Raw genomic sequence first — 17,934 nt, 5'->3', positions numbered from 1 at the left:
GACGAGAACGGAATCCACCATGAGCCGGGAGCCTGAGATGACTGCGACACCCTTGACCACTGACGCCACCTCGGCGCCGACCGACCGCGCGGTCGCCGCGAGGGTCGTGGACCTGCACAAGGTCTACGGCAAGGGAGAGGCGCAGGTCCGCGCCCTCGACGGCGTCAGCATCGACATCGCCCGCGGTGAGTTCACCGCGATCATGGGTCCCTCCGGCTCGGGCAAGTCGACCATGATGCACTGCGCCGCCGGCCTCGACGCGGTGACCTCCGGTGAGGTCTACATCGGGGACGTCGACATCACCCGCCTCAAGGACAAGGCGCTGACCCTGCTGCGCCGTGACCGGATCGGGTTCGTCTTCCAGGCCTTCAACCTCATCCCCACGCTCAACGCCGAGGAGAACATCCTGTTGCCCCTGGCCATCGCCGGGCGCACGCCCGACGCGGCCTGGTTCGACACGGTGATCGACACCGTCGGCCTGCGTGACCGGCTCAGCCACCGGCCGAGCGAGCTCTCCGGTGGCCAGCAGCAGCGCGTCGCCTGCGCCCGGGCGCTCGTCAGCAAGCCCGAGATCGTCTTCGCCGACGAGCCGACCGGCAACCTCGACTCGACCTCCGGCGCCGAGGTGCTCGGGTTCCTTCGCCGCAGCGTCGACGAGTTCGACCAGACCATCGTCATGGTCACCCACGACGCCAACGCCGCCGCCCACACCGACCGCGTGGTCTTCCTCGCGGACGGCAAGGTCGTCGACGAGATGCGCGAGCCCACCGCCGAGAAGATCCTCGAGCGGATGGCCCACCTCTCCGCGCAGGCCGGCACCTGACATGTTGCGTGCCAGCTGGAAGAGCCTGATGGGCCGCAAGCTGCGGCTGTTCATGAGTGCCTTCGCGATCATCCTCGGCGTGTCATTCGTGTCGGGGTCGCTGATCTTCACCGACACCCTCGGGAAGGCCTTCAGCGGGATCGTCGACACCGTCGGCGACGTCGTCGTGCGTCCCGACAGCGTGAGCGGTGACTTCGACAGCGCCCCCTCGTCGGCCACCCTGCCGGGCGCCATGGTCCGCGACCTGGCCTCCGTCCCCGGGGTGGCCCGCGCCGACGGCAACGTCACCGACCCCACCACGTTCGTGGTGTCCACCAAGGGCAAGCTCATCGGCGGCCAGGGCGCCCCGGGACTGGGTCTGTCGTGGAACGACGCACCGACCGCGGCGGGTGAGCCCCCGGCATCCATCAAGCGGGGACGCTCGCCCCACCAGAAGGGTGAGGTCGTCCTCGACGCCGGCACCGCGGAGCGCGCGGGCTACAAGATCGGCGACGAGGTCACGCTGGCCACCAGCAGCTCGACGCCGATCGTCCGCGCCACCCTCGTCGGCCTCGCCGAGTTCAAGTCGGGTCTCGTGGGCGCCACCCTCACCTTCTTCGACACCAAGACCGCCCAGGAGCTCTACCTGGGGGGCCGCGACGAGTACACCGACGCCTGGGTCACGGCCAAGGACGGCGTGAGCCAGGAGGACCTTGCCAAGGCCGTCCAGGCCAAGCTGCCCGCCGGTTACGAGGCCGTCACCGGAACAGCCGTCGCCAAGGAGTCGCAGAACTCGATCAACCAGGCGCTGTCGTTCATCAACACCTTCCTGCTGGTCTTCGCCGGGATCGCGCTGTTCGTCGGGTCGTTCCTCATCGTCAACACGTTCTCGATCCTGGTCGCCCAGCGCAGTCGCGAGCTCGCGCTCTTCCGCGCCCTGGGTGCGGGGCGCAAGCAGGTGACGCGGTCGGTGCTCTTCGAGGCCTTCGTCGTCGGCCTCGTCGGTGCGACGCTCGGACTGGGTCTCGGCTTCGTCCTCGCCCTGGGGATCAAGGCACTGTTCGCCCAGTTCGGGTTGGACCTCAGCGGGTCACCCCTCGTCTTCGAGTGGACGACTGCCATGTGGTCGTATGCCGTGGGCCTGCTCGTGACCATGATCGCGGCCTACCTGCCCGCTCGCCGCGCCGGCAAGATGCCGCCGGTGGCCGCGATGCGCGATGACGTGGCGCTGCCCGAGTCGGCGCTACGCTGGCGCCTCCTGGTGGGCACCGTCCTGATGGTCGGCGGGCTCGTGGCCGGCTACCTCGGTGCCTTCACCGACATCGACCACTCGGCGTTGTACGTCGGTGGTGGGGTGTTCGGGCTCCTGCTCGGGGTGGCGCTGACCAGCCCGGTGATCGGTCGCCCGGTGATCGCGGCCTGCGGCTTCGTCTACCGGCGGCTGTTCGGGACCGTCGGGGCGATGGCCGAGCAGAACGCGATCCGCAACCCGCGCCGCACGGCGGCCACGGCCTCGGCCCTGATGATCGGCCTGACCCTGGTGTCGATGATGTCGGTGTTCGGGGCGTCGGCCAAGGCCAGCGTCGACAAGTCGATCGCGCAGAACTTCGTGGCCGACTACGTCGTGTCCAACGCCATCGGTCAGCCGTTCTCGTCGACGATCACGGCCGACGTGGCCAAGGTCCCGGGCGTCGAGGTGGCCACCCCGGTGCGCTACACGGTGTTCAAGAAGGGCGGCGACACCCAGTTCGCCGCCGCGGTCGACCCGGCGACCTTCGCCCGGGCAGTGCCGATCGAGGTCCTCCAGGGCAAGCTGTCCAACCTCACCGGAAACACGGTCATGCTCACCGACAAGTCCGCCAAGGAGCTGGGTCTCGGGCTCGGCGACACGATCAAGGCCTCGATCGCCGCCGGCAAGGAAGGCTCCTACACCGTGGCCGCGATCTACCGGTCGATGGAGGCCATGGACATCCCCGTGCTGACCTCGATCGCGACCGCCACGGCCAACGGACGTCCGGAGCAGGACAGCCTGACCTTCGTCGTCCGTCAGCCCGGGGCCGACAAGAAGGCCATCGAGGCGGGCATCGACAAGGTCATCGCCGACCTGCCCACGGTCACCCTCAAGGACCAGGACGCCTTCGCCGCCGAGCAGCGCAAACCGATCGACCAGCTGCTCTACATGATCTACGCCCTGCTCGGCCTGGCCGTCGTCATCGCGGTGCTGGGGATCGTCAACACCTTGGCCCTGTCGGTGATCGAGCGGACCCGCGAGATCGGACTGCTCCGGGCCGTCGGCCTCAGCCGCCGCCAGCTGCGGACCATGCTGCGGCTGGAGTCGGTCGCGATCGCCCTGCTGGGAGCCGTGCTCGGGGTGGTCCTGGGCCTCGGCGCCGGCTGGGGTCTGCAGCGCTCCCTGGCCGACGACGGCATCGACGTGCTGGCGGTCCCCGTGCCGCAGCTGGCGATCTTCGTCGCGCTGGCGGGCGTGGTGGGTGTCCTCGCTGCCCTCTGGCCCGGGCGCCGCGCCTCGCGGCTGGACGTGCTCAAGGCCATCACCACCGAGTAGCGGGGCCGGCACGACGCGTGGCCCGGACCCAGCGCGGTCCGGGCCACGCGGCATACCTGCGGTCCGTGGCCCGGACGCATGACGATCCGTGCCACGCGCTCACGGTGTCGCGACGTCAGCTGAACATCCGAAGGGTCTGCGCCTCCGCCTCTGCATACTGAACCCCGGCGGCGGCCAGCACGCCGCCGATCGAGTCGAGTGAGGCACGCACCTGCTTCTGGGTGCCCTGCCACTCGGCGACCAGCGACTGGAACCGCGCGGAGGCGGTGCCGGTCCACGCCCCCTGGAGCGCGTTGAGCCGCGCCATCATCGCCGTGACCTGGCCGTCGATCTCGCTGGAGATGCGGGCGATGTCGCCCGACGCGGAGTGGATGCGCTCGGTGTCCACCGTGAACTGTGCCGACATGGTTGTCCTCCTGACGGTGCGGTGCCCCCATGACATCCGCCTGTGCCGAGGCTAGGCACCTGTGCGCGGTCGGCCCGGGGTTATCCACAGGGCTCTTCGCGGCGCGGTAGCGTCAGCCGGGTGACGATCTGGATCGACCCGCCCGCCTGGCCGGCCCACGGCCGCCTGTGGTCCCATCTCGTCAGTGACACCTCCTATGAAGAGCTCCACGATTTCGCTGCAGCACAAGGGATTCCACGCCGCGGTTTCGAGGGTGACCACTATGACGTGCCGCAGGAGCGGTATGCCGCGCTGGTCGCCGCAGGCGCCGCTCCCGTCGACGGGCGAGAGGTGGTGCGGATCCTGCAGCGGAGCGGTCTGCGGATCCAGAAGCGCAAGCACGAACGCGTCGTGGAGGCCGTGCCCGGCGCGTCCTGGCTGCCGCCTGGCTCACGGGCCGACGTGATCGCGTCCCGTCAGGACGAGCCGCCGGCCAACACGGTCGTGGTGCGGCTGGCCCTGGTGCGCGGGCCGGACCTGCTGGTGGTCGAACGCCCGGACGGCGGCTGGGACCTCCCGACCTGCGCGGTGGACGACCGGTCGCCGGTGGAGGCGCTTGCCGCGCTGGTCGACGACCTGGTGGGCTCGCCCTCTGCCGTCTCGCCGACGCTGCTGGGCTACGTCCGCAACACCGTGCCGTCACCCGATACGGACTATCCGTGGCCCGCCCCGAAGGCGTGCTTCGCCGTGTACAGCGACCGTCTCGCCCTGGGGGACGAGGCGAGTCACGGCACCTGGCTGGCGCCCGACCGCGCGGAAACCGAACTGTCACAACGCCATTGGTGGCCATTGATCGGGTACCTGGAGCACCTGGAACGCCGACGATGAGTCGGACCGTCCTGGCGCAGCTGCGGGACGTGCCCTTCGCCGATGGTTCGGTGGCCCACGTCGAGCTCGTCCGCTCCGACGAGCTCGCGCCGGAGTCGCAGGTGTTCGCCGCCATGGTCGTGCTCCAGGATGCCGAGGACCGGTATGCCGTGGTGTTCAGTCCGCGCCGCGGCGAGTGGGGGCCTCCCGGTGGTGCCCGCGAGCAGGGCGAGACCGTGCTCGAATGCGTGCTGCGCGAGGTCCGGGAGGAGACCGGTCTCATCCTGGCGGACGAGGACCTGACGCCGTGGGGGCAGGAGCGGTTCGAGCCGCAGACGCCCGGACGATGGCCTGTCGCCGGTGGTGCGATGCAGCTCTACCGAGCCCGCATCCGCTCGGTGGCACCGGAGCTGACCGCCACGGAGGATGACGCGGTCGACCCCCAGTGGGTCAGCGTGGAGGAGTTCCGGAACCGCTCCGGCGGGCGCTTCTGGTGGCCGCTCATCGAGGACGTGCCCCCGTCAGGGTCTCCAGCTCGGCCGCCAGGTTGAGACGGGCGGCGTCCTCCCAGTTCTCCCGGGCGAAGGCCGTGGCGTAGATCGACTCGCGGTCGATGAAGGGCCGCAGGATCGCCGCGCGCGCGGAGGCGAACACCTCGTCGGGCACGGCGGCATACTCCTCGCGCACCTGGGTTGTGTACTCGTCGTAGCGGCTGTGCGGGGCGCTGAGGATCCACAGGTCTGCGTCGTGGAAGGCGGCGGGCAGGCCGTCGTGGGCCAGCTCGTGGGTCTGCGTGGCGAGGACGAGGTCGCGGATCGTCTCGATGTCGTCCGGCGCGAAGCCGAGGGCGCTGAGGTCCCGGACGGCGAGCTCAGCGCTGCGGATCTCGTTGTCGCCGGGGGGCGTGGTGGGGTCGTAGATCGCGTCGTGGAACCAGCCCGCCATCCGGCCCAGTGCCGCCTCACGAGCCGAGACGACGTGGGCGCGCTCCAGGTCCTCGAGCGCCCAGAACAGCTCCACGAGGTGTCGCGTCGTGTGGTACCTGCGGTGCTCCTCGTCGAGCCTGCGCACCAGGTCGGCCCCGATCGCGAGGACGGCGTCAGAGTGCGCGCGCGGAGCGAGGTCGGCGACGTCGAGCTTCCACCACGTGATGAGTGCCGGCACGGGCCGAGTCTGACAGAGCGCGAGCTCGTCTGGGCGGGAGTCGTCGGACGACGCGCGAGACCCCCGGCTAGGGCCGTTGGGCGAGCTCGAGGGGCAGCGGCTCGGCGTGGACGACCGTGAGCGCCGAGACCGCTCGGGTCAGCACGACGTAGAGCCGCCGCAGCCCGGTGCGCTGGTCGGGCTCGGCAGCGGCGATGGCGGCCGGCTCGACCACGATGACCCGGTCGAACTCGAGGCCCTTGGCGACCGTGGCCGGCACGACGTCGACCTGGTGGTCGATGTCGCCGTGGTCCTGCCCGAGCACGCCGTGCTCTATCCCGTGGTGGCTCAGGGCTTTCGACACCTCCGCCACCAGGTCGTCGGGAGCGATGACACCGATCGAGCCGGGCTCGGCGAGCTCGCCGGCCACGACGCCGGCGGTGTGGGCCAGCAGGTCGCCCGAGGTCACGGCGACGAGGTCGAGCCGGCCCCGGTTGTCGCGGACCGACACCGGGGCGCCGAGACCCGGCGCCATGTGGGGGAGCAGCTGGGCGGCGTACTCGATGACGCTTGCGGGCACCCGGAACCCCCGGTCGAGGACCTCGACGTGGCTGCCCGGCTTGCCGAGGTGGTGCAGCGAGGACTCCCACGAGTCGGTGGCCCACGGCGTCGTCCCCTGGGCGATGTCGCCCAGCACCGTCGCCGCACCGGTCGAGCACCGACGTCCGACGGCGCGTAGCTGCATGGGGGAGAGGTCCTGCGCCTCGTCGAGGACGACGTGCCCCAGCGACGGCGTGCGGGCGATGTGGTCGCCCAGCTCGTCCAGCAGCACGGTGTCGGGCCGCGACCAGTGAACGGTCCCCTTGGAGCGAGCCGGGTTCTCCCACAGCAGGATCCGGCGCTCGTCGTCGGTCAGGAGGTCCTGCGAGTGGCGCGCCAGGACGTCCGGGTCGGACAGCAGCGAGTACAGCACGGCCTTGGCGTCGAGCGCCGGCCACAGGGAGGCGACGTACTTCTTCACGATGGCGCTGCGGGCGACCTGGTCCTGCACGCGGTCGTCGGGTGAGTCGCCCGCGCCCTCCATCTGGAGGAGGACCGCGTGGGCGAGTCGCTGGGGCAGCATCTGGCGCGCCGCGTCATAGCGGACGCCCCTCGCCTTCAGCTCGTCCAGGATCTCGTTGACCTCGTATGCAGGGACGCGCCACTTGCGCACGCCGCGCGGCACCACGAGCGGTTCGGTCGCGCGCTGCACCGCCGACCACACGGCATACCTGAGCACCTCGGCGAGGCGGGCATCGCCTTTGAGCACAGCGGTTTCGGTGCTGTCGGTGCCACGGACGGGCACCGACGCGACGAGCTCCTCGATGGTGGTGTGGCCGACGGCCACCTCTCCGAGGGCCGGCAGCACGGCGCCGATGTGCTCGAGGAAGGCGCGGTTGGGGCCGATGACCAGGACCCCGGACCGGGCGAGGCGGTCACGGAAGGCGTAGAGCAGCCAGGCAGCTCGGTGCAGGCCCACCGCGGTCTTGCCCGTGCCCGGCGCCCCCTGGACGCAGATCGTCTGGTCGGCGCCCGCGCGGACGATCTCGTCCTGCTCGGGCTGGATCGTCGCGACGATGTCACGCATCGGCCCGACGCGTGGTCGCTCGATCTCCTCGGCCAGGATCTGGCTGCGGACATCGTGCTCGGCGCGGTCCTGGAGGTGCTCGTCCTCGTAGGCCGTGATGGCGCCGTGGTCCAGCCCGAACCGGCGACGGAGCACCACGCCCATCGGCTCGGTCCGTGACGCGCGGTAGAACGCCGTCGACATCCCGGCTCGCCAGTCGATGACCAGCGGGTCGCCGGCCGAGTCGGCGACGTGGCGACGTCCGATGTACCAGCGCTCGTCGGTGTCGGTGTCGATGCGGCCGAAGAAGAGCGTGGTCGACGGGTCGTCCTGGAGCGAGGCGGCGCGCAGGTGCAGGGTGCGGGCGAGGTGCTCGGCGGAGATGGGGTCGTGCGCCTGGATCTTGAGCGACAGGGTCTGCTCGCGCATCCGGGCGAGGGCCTCTCGCGCGGCGACGAGGTAGTCCTGCTCGCGCGTCAGTTCGGCGGCGGGAGCGGGTGCAGACACAAGGGTCTACCTTGCCACCGCGCGACCCCCGCGTCGAACCGTTTTGGCTAGTTGGTCGCTGCCGCCTTGGCCACGAGGGTCGCCGTGAGGTTCAGCTGCTTCCCGTTGCGCAGCACCGTGAGGGTGACCTTGTCGCCGACGGCGCGTTCGCGGATGTTCGCCACCAGCGAGAGGGCGGAGTCGACGCGCTCGGAGTTGACGGCGATGACCACGTCGCCCTTCTGGAGGCCGGCGGCGGCGGCTGGGGTGTTGGCCGAGATCGCGGTGATCTCGGCGCCGGCGCGCTGGCTGGTGCCGTCGGAGGCCGTGCCGTCCCCGGGGGTGACCCCGAGGAAGGCGTGCTCGGCCTTGCCGGAGGAGATGAGCTGCGACGCGATGCTCTTGGCCTCGTTGGCCGGGATGGCGAACCCGATGCCGATGCTTCCGCTCTGGCTGCTGCTCGACGAGCCGAGGCTGGCGATGGCCGAGTTGATGCCGATCAGCTGGCCGGACGCGTTGACGAGGGCGCCGCCGGAGTTGCCCGGGTTGATGGCCGCGGACGTCTGGATGGCGTTGGTCACGACGGAGTCGCCGTCGCTGCTGGTCTGGGGCTGCTGGTCCTGGCCGGGCAGGCTCTGGCCGAAGGGATCCTGCTGCTGCTGGCTGTTGTCCTCGGCTGCCGTGGTCACCGGGCGGTTCAGCGCGCTGACGATCCCGGTGGTGACGGTCCCGGCGAGGCCGAGCGGGTTGCCGATCGCCATGACCGGGTCGCCCACCTTGAGGTCGTCGGAGTTGCCGATCGCGATCGGCTTGAGGTTGCTCGGGACGCTGCTCAGGGTGATGACGGCGAGGTCCGTGCTGGGATCGGTGCCCGCGATGGTGGCCTTGTAGGTGCGCCCGTCGTTGAGGGTCACCGTGATGCTCGCGTTCGAACCGGCGCCGCTCACCACGTGGTTGTTGGTGAGGATGTGGCCCTTGGCGTCGATCACGACGCCTGACCCCTGTCCTTCGCTCTGACCGGACTTCACGGTGATGGCGACGACGCTCGGGGCGACGGCAGCCGCGGTGGCCGTCCAGTTGGGGTTGGTGGCGTCCGCCTGGACGACTGGACCGGCGTCCGCGCCGCGGCCCAGGGTCGACGTGTTCGCAGTGGAGGAGGACTGCGAACCGTCGCCCAGCTGGACCGCGGCGTAGGTGCCGCCACTCGCAAGGAGGGCGGCGAGCGCCGCGACGGCGGTGAGTTCCGTCAGTCGACGCCGTTTGCCCGGCTGGGCAGGCTCTGCCCCGTCCCGAGTGGGAAAGGATGGGGGCGGCCCAGCCGGAGTCTGTGAGAACGGCGGGTATGCCGGGTGGGCACCCGCCGCGGGAAGTGTGGGATTTCCTGCGACGCGCGGAAGGCCGAGCGCCGCATGGTCGCGCGGGAGCTCCTCGGTGCGGTCCTCCGGGGTCGTGATTCCCTGCGTCTGACCGAACCAGACCGGAGCCGTCGGCTCGCCCTGGGCGGGAGCGTCGTGGGTTGGAGCTGCCCACACCCGGTCATCGTGCGATGCCGTCGGCTGCTGGGGACGCTGCCCGCCGTCACCGGTGGTGTCCGGTCGGGTGTCCGGGTGAATCTGGGTCATGACGATCGCGCTCCTTGGTGTGGCTTGGTGACCCTGAGTCAACCTGCCCAACGTCAAGGGGTGCTGGGCGCTGCCTGAGAGTTCGCTGTGGGCAGCTCCACGATGAACGTGGCGCCGCCGCCGGGGGTCTGGGCGACGCCGATCCGGCCCTGGTGCGAGTTGACGATCGCCGCGGCGATGGCCAGGCCGAGGCCGTTGCCCCCACCAGTCCCGCGCACTCGGGACGGGTCGGCGCGGTAGAACCGCTCGAACACCTTGCGGGCCTTGTCGGGATCGACTCCCGGCCCGTGGTCGCGCACTTCCATCACGATGTGCTGATCGGACTCCCTTGTGCCCACAGCAATTTCGAGAGGTGAGCCACTCGGGGTGTGGTTGAGGGCGTTGGAGACCAGGTTGGCCAGCAGCTGGCGCAGCTTGGCGTCGTCGCCGGGCACCACGGTCGGGCCCAGCGGCCCGGACAGCCCGGACACGGCGATCTGGCGGGTGGGGTCGATGGCGCGGGCGTCCTGTGCGGCATCGGCCGCGAGCACCGTGAGGTCGACGGGCGCGAAACGCAGCGGTCGCTGGTCGTCCAGGCGAGCCAGCACGAGCAGGTCCTCCACCAGGCCGCCCATCCGGGTGGCCTCGCCCTCGATCCGCGTCATCGCACTGGCCACGTCCGCAGGGTCGCTGACCGCGCCCTGGCGGTAGAGCTCGGCGTAGCCCCGCACCGCCGCGAGCGGGGTGCGCAGCTCGTGCGAGGCGTCCGCGACGAACTGTCGCATCCGCTCCTCGGAGGCCTCGCGGGCGGCGAAGGACTGCTCGATCTGCGCGAGCATGACGTTGAGCGACCGGGCCAGCGAGGTGACCTCGTCCTTGGCGGTGCGCATCGGGATGCGGCGAGCGAGGTCCCCATCGGCGATGGCGGCGGCGGTGTCCTCGATCTGGCGCAGCGGACGGAAGGCCCGCTGCACGGCATACCACCCTCCGATGGCGCAGGCGACGAGGACGGCGAGGCCGATGAGCAGTTCCACGAGGACGAGGCGACGCACGGTGTGGCTGACGCTGGACAGGGGCACCGCCACGATGAAGGTCGCCGAGTCGTCCCTGAGGTTGCCCGCATAGGCCCGCCACTGCCCAGATCCGTTGCGGCTGCCGATGGTGAAGGCCTCCAGCGACGTGACCCGCGGGTCGTCGAGGGCGAGCGTGTCCGGGACACCGGGGCGGGTGAGGGCGCCGGTGGGGTCGATCTCGACCGCAGGGGTGCCATCCGTGGGGTAGAAGACGACCGCGTAGCCGCTGGGAAGGCGGTTGCGGGTCGGGGCGCGCAGCGTGTTCAGCGCTTGCTGGGCAACGGTCGGCGAAGCGCGCTTGAGGTCGTCGTCCACGCGGCTCATCAGGTCGCGGCGCATCAGGGCCGCAGTGGCCGCGGCAGTGAGGGTGAGCGCCAGCAACAGCAGGACGAGCATCACTGCGATCAGGCGCACCCGCAGCGGGAGCAGCTCCAGGCGCCCCTTGGCCCGCTCCACGGCCAGCTGCGCGGGGCGGCTCGGGGCCGGCGGGGGAGGTGGTGGCGTGCCCGTGGGCGCGGGGCTCGTCGGAGCCGTCATCTACGCCTCCGGCGGCTTGCGCAGCACGTAGCCGACGCCGCGCTTGGTGTGGATCAGCGGCGGCACCCCGTCGAGGTCGATCTTGCGGCGCAGGTAGGAGATGTAGGACTCGACGATGCCGCTCTCGCCGCGGAAGTCGTAGTCCCAGACGTGGTCGAGGATCTGCGCCTTGGACAGGACCCGGTTGGGGTTGAGCATGAGGTAGCGCAGCAGCTTGAACTCGGTGGGGGAGACGTCGATCGAGCGACCGCCCCGGCTCACCTCGTGGGAGTCCTCGTCGAGCTCGAGGTCCTCGAAGCGCATCGAGGCCCCCTCGTCCACCTCGCCGCGGGTGCGCCGCAGCACCGCGCGGATCCGGGCGACGACCTCCTCGAGGCTGAAGGGCTTGGTGACGTAGTCGTCGCCGCCGACCGTGAGCCCCTTGATCTTGTCGTCGACCGAGTCGCGCGCGGTGACGAACACGATGGGCAGCTGGCGACCGGTGTCGCGCAGCTTGCGGGTTACGGTGAAGCCGTCCATGTCAGGGAGCATGACGTCGAGGACGACCAGGTCGGGCTCGTGGACGGTCGCGAGGTGAAGGGCGGTGGCGCCGTCGGCAGCGACGTGCACCTCGAAACCTGCGAAGCGCAGGGAGGTGGCGAGGAGCTCGCGGATGTTGGGCTCGTCCTCGACGACGAGGAGGCGTGCCTCGGGTTGCACAGTGGTCACGCCTCAGTGTCCGTGCAGAGTCTGGGAGTTTCCTGTATGCCGTCTGGGCGAGTCAGGTGTCAGGCGGTGTGCTGCGCCGCCCCTCCCGCCGCGACGTGTTGCTCTGGGGTGGTCATGATGGGGCGGATTTCGGTGTTCGTGACCACGACGCGGCAACAAGTGCTGGAGGCCCGCGACGTGTTGCTCTGGGGTGGTCATGATGGGGCGGATTTCGGTGTTCGTGACCACGACGCGGCAACAAGTGCGGGGCGGTGGTGCTTGCTGTCGCCGACCAACCCGCTCGGCGATCGCGTGGTGCCTCAGGTCAGGCGGTGGCGTCGACGTCGTCGGCGTCGACGATCCGGTAGGCGTAGCCCTGCTCGGCGAGGAAGCGCTGGCGGTGCGCGGCGAACTCGGCGTCGACGGTGTCGCGCGACACGACGGTGTAGAAGTGGGCGGTGCGGCCGTCGCCCTTGGGGCGCAGCACCCGGCCGAGGCGCTGGGCCTCCTCCTGGCGGGATCCGAAGGTGCCGGACACCTGGATCGCGACGCTCGCCTCGGGAAGGTCGATCGAGAAGTTGGCGACCTTCGACACCACGAGCAGGTTGATCTCGCCGACGCGGAAGGCCTGGAAGAGCTTCTGCCGTTGCGCGACCGGTGTCTCACCGGTGATGACGTCGGCGTCGAGCCGCTCCGACAGCTCCGCGAGCTGGTCGAGGTACTGGCCGATGACCAGCGTGGGTTCACCTCGGTGCTGGTTGACGATCCGCTCGACGACGGGGTTCTTGACCGGGCTGCACGAGGACAGCCGGTAGCGGTCCTCGGGCTCCGCCACGGCATACGCGAGGCGGTCGGCGTCTGGGAGCGTGACGCGCACCTCGACGCAGTCGGCGGGCGCGATGTAGCCCTGCGCCTCGATGTCCTTCCACGGCGCGTCGTAGCGCTTGGGGCCGATGAGGGAGAACACGTCTGCCTCCCGGCCGTCCTCGCGCACGAGGGTCGCCGTGAGCCCGAGTCGACGACGGGCCTGCAGGTCCGCGGTCATCCGGAAGATCGGGGCCGGGAGCAGGTGCACCTCGTCGTAGATGATCAGGCCCCAGTCGCGGGCGTCGAGCAGGTCGAGGTGGGTGTAGACGCCCTTCCGGCGGGTGGTGAGCACCTGGTAGGTCGCGATGGTGACCGGGCGGATCTCCTTGCGGGCACCGGAGTACTCGCCGATCTCGTCGTCGGTGAGGCTGGTGCGCTTGAGCAGCTCGTCACGCCACTGCCGCGCCGAGACCGTGTTGGTGACGAGGATGAGGGTGGTCGCCTTGGCCACCGCCATGGCGCCCGCGCCGACGAGGGTCTTGCCGGCGCCGCACGGCAGGACGACAACGCCTGACCCGCCGTGCCAGAACCCGTCGACCGCCTGCTGCTGGTAGGGCCGCAGCGACCAGTCCTGGTTGTCGAGGTCGATGGCGTGCGCCTCGCCGTCGACGTAGCCCGCCTCGTCCTCGGCCGGCCAGCCCACCTTGAGCAGCTCCTGCTTGAGGTGACCGCGCTCCGAGGGGTGCACGATGACGCGGTCGGCGTCGAGACGCTCCCCGATCAGCGGCTTGATCTTCTTGTGCCGCAACACTTCCTCGAGCACCGGCCGGTCGGTGGTGCGCAGCACGAGGCCGTGCTCGGGGTCCTTCTCGAGCGTCAGCCTGCCATAGCGGTCCATCGTGTCGGCGACGTCGACGAGGAGGGCGTGCGGCACGGCATACCGGCTGAAGGTGATGAGGGCGTTGACCACCTGCTCGGCGTCGTGACCCGCGGCGCGCGCGTTCCACAGGCCCAGCGGGGTCACCCGGTAGGTGTGGATGTGCTCGGGCGCGCGCTCGAGCTCGGCGAACGGGGCGATCGCCCGCCGGGCCTCCTCGGCGCGGGGGTGGTCGACCTCCAGGAGCAGCGTCTTGTCGCTCTGGACGATCAGGGGGCCATCAGGCATGACCTAGTACGACGAGTCGTAGGTGGTGGTGCCACTCGTCACCGCGAACGCGATGACCAGGCCGATGGCGACCACGGACAGCGCAAGCCCCACGCCGAAGGCGACCCAGCCCCACTTGGTGTACTTGGCCGATGCGGTCGGGTCGTCCTTCTTGGTCGCGGCGACGATGCCGAAGACCAGCGCGACGATGCCGAAGCCGCAGCCGAGCGTCGTCAGGCCCGAGACGACCAGGAGGGCGATGGTGTTGCCACTGAGCGACCGCGGCGTGGCATAGCTGGGGGCGCCGTAGCCGGGAGTGCCGTACGCCGGGGCGCCGTAGGCCGGGGCGCCATAGGGCGGGGCGCCGGCGTAGCCACCCTGCGGCTGATCCTGGGTGGGGAGCTGCTGACCCCCGTAGGGGTGCGGCTGCCCCGCGCCGGGGGCGCCGGCGTAGGGATTGACCGGGGGGGACGGGGCACCGGCACCCGCCAAGGGCACGCCATACGGGTTCTGGGGAGCGGAGCCGGGCGGCGGACCGTAGGCGGGTTGGCCACCCGGCGCGACAGTGGGGGGCCCGGGCGGTGCCGGCTGCGATGCGGGTGGGCTGGCCGAGGTGGCCGGCGCCGGCGGGATCGGGGGGACTTCCTGCGTCTGGTTGGTCTCGATCGGCGCGGTGTGGTCGCTGGACGTCGTCGCGTCGCCGGAGGCGGTCGTGCCGCCCGACGTGCCCTCGTCGCTGGAGGTGCTCGCGTGGCTGGAGGTGCTCGCGTCGCTGAGGGTGCTGTCGTCGCTGGGCGCCGTGGGGTCGCGGAACTCGGGGGTCTCGTCGTTGCGTGGTGTGTCGCTCATCGTGCGTCCCTTCGGGCGTCGCCGGCGTTCGGGTGCAAATCTAACCCCTGCCGCGGGGGACCGTTCCCCAGTCCGGGAATGGCAGGATCAGACCGTGACCATCGGACTGCCCCAGCGCGAACCGGACCCGGAGCTGCCGAGCCGGGTCACCATCTACGAGGTCGGTCCGCGCGACGGTCTGCAGAACGAGAAGGCCGTCGTCCCGGCCGCCGTGAAGGCGGACTTCATCCGCCGGCTGGCCGCCGCCGGGCTCGAGACGATCGAGACGACGTCCTTCGTCCCGCCGACGTGGGTGCCGCAGCTCGCCGATGCCCGTGAGGTGCTGGCCGACCTCGGGGACCTCGGCCGCGGCCCGCGCCGACCGGTGCTCGTGCCCAACGAGCGCGGTCTCGACAACGCGCTCGAGGCGGGCGTCGGGGCGGTCGCGATCTTCGGGAGCGCCACCGAGACGTTCGCCCGCAAGAACCTCAACCGCACCGTTGCCGAGTCCGTCGAGATGTTCGCGCCCGTCGTGGCGCGGGCGAAGGACGCAGGACTGTGGGTGCGCGCCTACGTCTCGATGTGCTTCGGCGATCCCTGGGAGGGACCGGTCCCCGTCGAGCAGGTGGTCGACGTGTCGCAGCGGCTGATGGACCTTGGAGCCGACCAGCTCTCCCTCGGGGACACCATTGGCACGGGCACGACCGGGCACGTGAGTCGCCTCCTCGACGCCTTGGACGCCCAGGGGATCGGTGCCGACCGGATCGGCGTGCACTTCCACGACACCTACGGCCAGGCGCTCGCCAACACGATGAGGGCGCTGCGTCACGGGGTCACCGTGGTCGATGCGTCCACTGGTGGGCTCGGCGGCTGCCCCTACGCCAAGAGCGCCACCGGGAACCTCGCGACCGAGGATCTCGTGTGGGCCCTGGACGGGGCGGGTGTCGAGACCGGAGTCGACCTCGCGGCCCTCGTCGAGACGAGCGTGTGGATGGCCGGTCACCTCGGGCGACCGTCACCGTCCAGCGTCGTGAGGGCTCTCGCCGGCGGCTGACGGCGGCCTCGCATCAGCCCTGCACGGCCCCGGTGACGCGGTGGATCGACAGGGTGCGGGCAGCTCCGTCCGCGGTGCCGTGCACCCGGCCACCCTCGACCCGGTCGGGGTAGAAGAGGATCCGCTGGGTGCGCCCGTCCGCGTCGGAGTAGCCCAGCCAGACCGCCTGCCGGTCGGCTGCCGCATCGCGCAGCACCGCGAGGGTCGTGGTCGGATCGGTGCTCGGCAGGCTGGGTCCGGGCCTGCTCGCCACCTGCTCGCGGTGGTATGCCGCGGCCTCCTCGCCGGCGCGCAGCGCACCCACCATGGTGGTCACGAGCTCGTCGTCGAGGGCTTGCGCTGTCACGGGGGCGGGCCGCCGCTGCAGCGGCGTGCGGTGCTGCCCGGTGGTGGGCACGATGATCCCGCCGTCCGGTGTCTCGGCAGCAGGCGCGAAACCGTTGTCGCGCAAGAAGTCCAGCACGGTCTCGGCGGCCACCGGCGACACGAGGATGGTCAGGGCGATGCTCCGCAGCTGGAGCGGTGACAGCTCCCTGTCGGCGATCATGGCGCCCAGGGTGGCCTCGTCGTCGCAGCGGATGTAGGCCCGCATCGCACCGACCCGTGCCTGCCCGTGCCTGCGGGCGACATCGCGGATCAGGTAGTCCAACGGCTGCGGGACCGGGGTGTGGCTCGCGTCGGTCAGGGCTCCGAGCACCTGGTCGACAGACCACCCGGCGTCCAGGCACCTGCGCACCGAGTCCTGGTTGAACCGGTACACCGTTGCACCACCGCGTGACTCGACATCGGCCACGAGTCGCATGAAGGTGGCCAGCCCCCCGGCCAGCGGGCCGGGCGCGATGGCGGTCAGGTCGGCCTGGAGGAGGACGTGCTCGATGGGCTCGGGCAGGTGCGGTTGCATCGCGGCGGCGAGCTCGGCGTCGGCTCGCCCGGCCAGCAGGGCCCGACCCGCGGACGAGATGGCGCCGCGGCCGGTGACGCCCAGCCACTCGGCCTCACCGAGCACCGCGGCGACGACCGTGTCGAGGCTTGCGGGCACGCGTCGCGGGCGCTGCCAGCTCAGGGCGGTGCCCACGCTGCCCCGCTCGGGGGCCAACCCTGCCGGCGCGGCGGCGAGCTGCTCGAGGACGTCCTTGCGCAGACCTCGGGCCGGTGGCCAGTGGGCATCGGGCCCGAGGGCGTTGACCGTGCCGGACGCGCCGGCGGGCGTCGTGCCCACGAGGTGCGGGGCGCGGGTCGTGAGCAGCCAGGCGCGGGCGAGCACCGCCCAGCGCTGGTCACCCGGGTGCTGCTGCCACTCGTCGTAGGCGGGGGTGGGGGCCCACGACGGGTCGAGCGAGCCGTCGTCCGCGAGGAGGCCGGCGGCATACGTGAGCTCGGCGACGAAGGCCGCACGGGCCTCGTCGACGTCGAGCACGGAGGCGAGCCGCTTGAGGTCTCGCACCGCCAGGCCGCCGGAACGAAGCACCCTGGGTGGGCGAAGTCCCCACTCGGCGGCGAGCTCGTCGACGAGGGCGAGCAGGTCGGTGACCTGCTGGCCGGCCGCGGCGTCGACCTCGGCACCCGCGCGGGGCTGACCCTCGAGGGCAGGCGGCTGGAGCGCCGGGGTGGCATGGCTGCGGCCTTCACGCAGAGCCAACGCCACCTCGCGAGGCAACACCAGCTGGTCGGCCGACGGGGAGAAGACCAAGTGGTGTTCGAGCAGCCACCGCGCGCCCTCGGCCAGCCGGTCCGGCGTGCCCGGGGGGAGGACGGCCAGCGGGGGACCCCAGGTCAGCCGGTCGAGGATGGCGCGGGCTGCCGGCGGGGCGTCGGCGAGCAGGGTCGGGACCTGCGCCGGCGATGGGACGTCGACGAAGCTGTCGGCCGCTCGAGGACCGAGCCCGGCCGGGTGGGGGAGGACCTCGCCGACGGTGCGGGTCACCCGCAACCCCTCGGGGCTGCGCCACAGCAGGGCGAGCGTCCAGAGGTCGTCCAGGACCGGCTCGATCTCCTCGGTCGTGACGCCGAGCAGGGCACCGACTGCCCTGGTGTCGAGCGGCGACGTGGCGGCGACGGCGGCTTCGAGCACCTGAAGGTGGGCCAGGTCGAGCGAGTCCACGGCCCGCTGGACACTCGCGCGGGTGCTGGCCCGGGCGGCGAGGGACGACAGGTCTGCGGGCGCGGGCCGGGCCAGGTCCTGTCGACGTCGCAGAAGGGTGGCGAGCTGGTCGTCGGTCCGCTCCCGCACGTCGTCGGCCATCGACCGTGCGGTCGAACGGGACGAGGAGATGGCGGCCACCGCACCACGGTAGTCGTCCGAGGAAGGTCCTCCGGACTCTCAGCCGTTTCCCATGCCACGCACAGGC

General features: G+C 71.3%; 14 protein-coding genes. 5 read left to right on the top strand and 9 right to left on the bottom strand.

From position 1 onward, the window contains the following. The first annotated feature begins 37 nt into the window (after window positions 1-37). Window positions 38-823, top strand: a complete 786-nt coding sequence (locus tag AC1DS4_RS17235; protein WP_477633452.1) for an ABC transporter ATP-binding protein — start codon at window positions 38-40, stop codon at window positions 821-823. 1 nt (window position 824) lies between these two features. Next, on the top strand, window positions 825-3,368 hold the full coding sequence (locus tag AC1DS4_RS17230; protein ID WP_477633453.1) for an ABC transporter permease: 2,544 nt from the start codon (window positions 825-827) through the stop codon (window positions 3,366-3,368). A 115-nt stretch (window positions 3,369-3,483) separates the two neighbouring features. On the opposite strand, the gene AC1DS4_RS17225 is transcribed toward AC1DS4_RS17230, so the two are convergent. Further along, window positions 3,484-3,774, bottom strand: a complete 291-nt coding sequence (locus AC1DS4_RS17225; protein WP_477615826.1) for a WXG100 family type VII secretion target — start codon at window positions 3,772-3,774, stop codon at window positions 3,484-3,486. A 120-nt stretch (window positions 3,775-3,894) separates the two neighbouring features. Here AC1DS4_RS17225 and AC1DS4_RS17220 point away from each other — a divergent pair, with 120 nt between their 5' ends. Both AC1DS4_RS17220 and AC1DS4_RS17215 read left to right on the top strand, forming a co-directional pair. Then, window positions 3,895-4,641: a DUF4031 domain-containing protein gene (locus AC1DS4_RS17220; RefSeq protein WP_477633454.1), complete on the top strand. Its 747-nt coding sequence runs from the start codon at window positions 3,895-3,897 to the stop codon at window positions 4,639-4,641. Then, window positions 4,638-5,171, top strand: a complete 534-nt coding sequence (locus tag AC1DS4_RS17215) for an NUDIX hydrolase (protein WP_477615824.1) — start codon at window positions 4,638-4,640, stop codon at window positions 5,169-5,171. Before AC1DS4_RS17220 ends, AC1DS4_RS17215 begins: the two co-directional genes overlap by 4 nt. Here AC1DS4_RS17215 and AC1DS4_RS17210 read toward each other — a convergent pair. From AC1DS4_RS17210 to AC1DS4_RS17180, 7 genes are all read right to left on the bottom strand, one after another. Continuing rightward, entirely contained in the window at window positions 5,122-5,784 is a 663-nt protein-coding gene (locus AC1DS4_RS17210) for an HD domain-containing protein (RefSeq protein ID WP_477633455.1), read from the bottom strand. The two genes, AC1DS4_RS17215 and AC1DS4_RS17210, sit on opposite strands and share 50 nt — an antisense overlap. A gap of 67 nt (window positions 5,785-5,851) precedes the next feature. Next, window positions 5,852-7,876, bottom strand: a complete 2,025-nt coding sequence (locus tag AC1DS4_RS17205; RefSeq protein WP_477633456.1) for a HelD family protein — start codon at window positions 7,874-7,876, stop codon at window positions 5,852-5,854. A 47-nt stretch (window positions 7,877-7,923) separates the two neighbouring features. After that, the gene (locus AC1DS4_RS17200; protein ID WP_477633457.1) at window positions 7,924-9,477 is read right to left on the bottom strand and encodes a S1C family serine protease; all 1,554 of its coding nucleotides are present in this window, start codon (window positions 9,475-9,477) and stop codon (window positions 7,924-7,926) included. A gap of 53 nt (window positions 9,478-9,530) precedes the next feature. Continuing rightward, entirely contained in the window at window positions 9,531-11,066 is a 1,536-nt protein-coding gene (locus tag AC1DS4_RS17195) for a sensor histidine kinase (RefSeq protein WP_477615820.1), read from the bottom strand. Then, window positions 11,067-11,774, bottom strand: coding sequence for a response regulator transcription factor (locus AC1DS4_RS17190; protein ID WP_477615819.1), 708 nt, complete (start codon window positions 11,772-11,774; stop codon window positions 11,067-11,069). Between the two features lie 304 nt (window positions 11,775-12,078). Then, complete coding sequence (locus AC1DS4_RS17185) at window positions 12,079-13,725, bottom strand: DNA repair helicase XPB (protein WP_477633458.1); 1,647 nt, start codon at window positions 13,723-13,725, stop codon at window positions 12,079-12,081. A 3-nt stretch (window positions 13,726-13,728) separates the two neighbouring features. Then, complete coding sequence (locus AC1DS4_RS17180; protein ID WP_477633459.1) at window positions 13,729-14,553, bottom strand: hypothetical protein; 825 nt, start codon at window positions 14,551-14,553, stop codon at window positions 13,729-13,731. A 100-nt stretch (window positions 14,554-14,653) separates the two neighbouring features. On the opposite strand from AC1DS4_RS17180, the gene AC1DS4_RS17175 reads away from it, so the two are divergent. Continuing rightward, entirely contained in the window at window positions 14,654-15,586 is a 933-nt protein-coding gene (locus tag AC1DS4_RS17175) for a hydroxymethylglutaryl-CoA lyase (RefSeq protein ID WP_477633501.1), read from the top strand. Window positions 15,587-15,599: 13 nt separating this feature from the next. Here AC1DS4_RS17175 and AC1DS4_RS17170 read toward each other — a convergent pair whose 3' ends face one another. Next, window positions 15,600-17,867 carry a helicase-associated domain-containing protein gene (locus tag AC1DS4_RS17170; protein WP_477633460.1) on the bottom strand — a complete coding sequence of 756 codons (2,268 nt, stop codon included), beginning with the start codon at window positions 17,865-17,867 and terminating at the stop codon, window positions 15,600-15,602. Window positions 17,868-17,934 lie beyond the last annotated feature (67 nt).

The sequence above is a fragment of the Pedococcus sp. P3_C7 genome, assembly GCF_056402615.1.
This window is presented reverse-complemented; position numbering and strand designations above follow the sequence as displayed.

Coding starts and splice junctions, on each gene's coding strand:
- AC1DS4_RS17235 (WP_477633452.1), top strand. CDS start 38: ATGACTGCGACACCCTTGACCACTGACGCCACCTCGGCGCCGACCGAC.
- AC1DS4_RS17230 (WP_477633453.1), top strand. CDS start 825: ATGTTGCGTGCCAGCTGGAAGAGCCTGATGGGCCGCAAGCTGCGGCTG.
- AC1DS4_RS17225 (WP_477615826.1), bottom strand. CDS start 3,774: ATGTCGGCACAGTTCACGGTGGACACCGAGCGCATCCACTCCGCGTCG.
- AC1DS4_RS17215 (WP_477615824.1), top strand. CDS start 4,638: ATGAGTCGGACCGTCCTGGCGCAGCTGCGGGACGTGCCCTTCGCCGAT.
- AC1DS4_RS17200 (WP_477633457.1), bottom strand. CDS start 9,477: ATGACCCAGATTCACCCGGACACCCGACCGGACACCACCGGTGACGGC.
- AC1DS4_RS17195 (WP_477615820.1), bottom strand. CDS start 11,066: ATGACGGCTCCGACGAGCCCCGCGCCCACGGGCACGCCACCACCTCCC.
- AC1DS4_RS17185 (WP_477633458.1), bottom strand. CDS start 13,725: ATGCCTGATGGCCCCCTGATCGTCCAGAGCGACAAGACGCTGCTCCTG.
- AC1DS4_RS17180 (WP_477633459.1), bottom strand. CDS start 14,553: ATGAGCGACACACCACGCAACGACGAGACCCCCGAGTTCCGCGACCCC.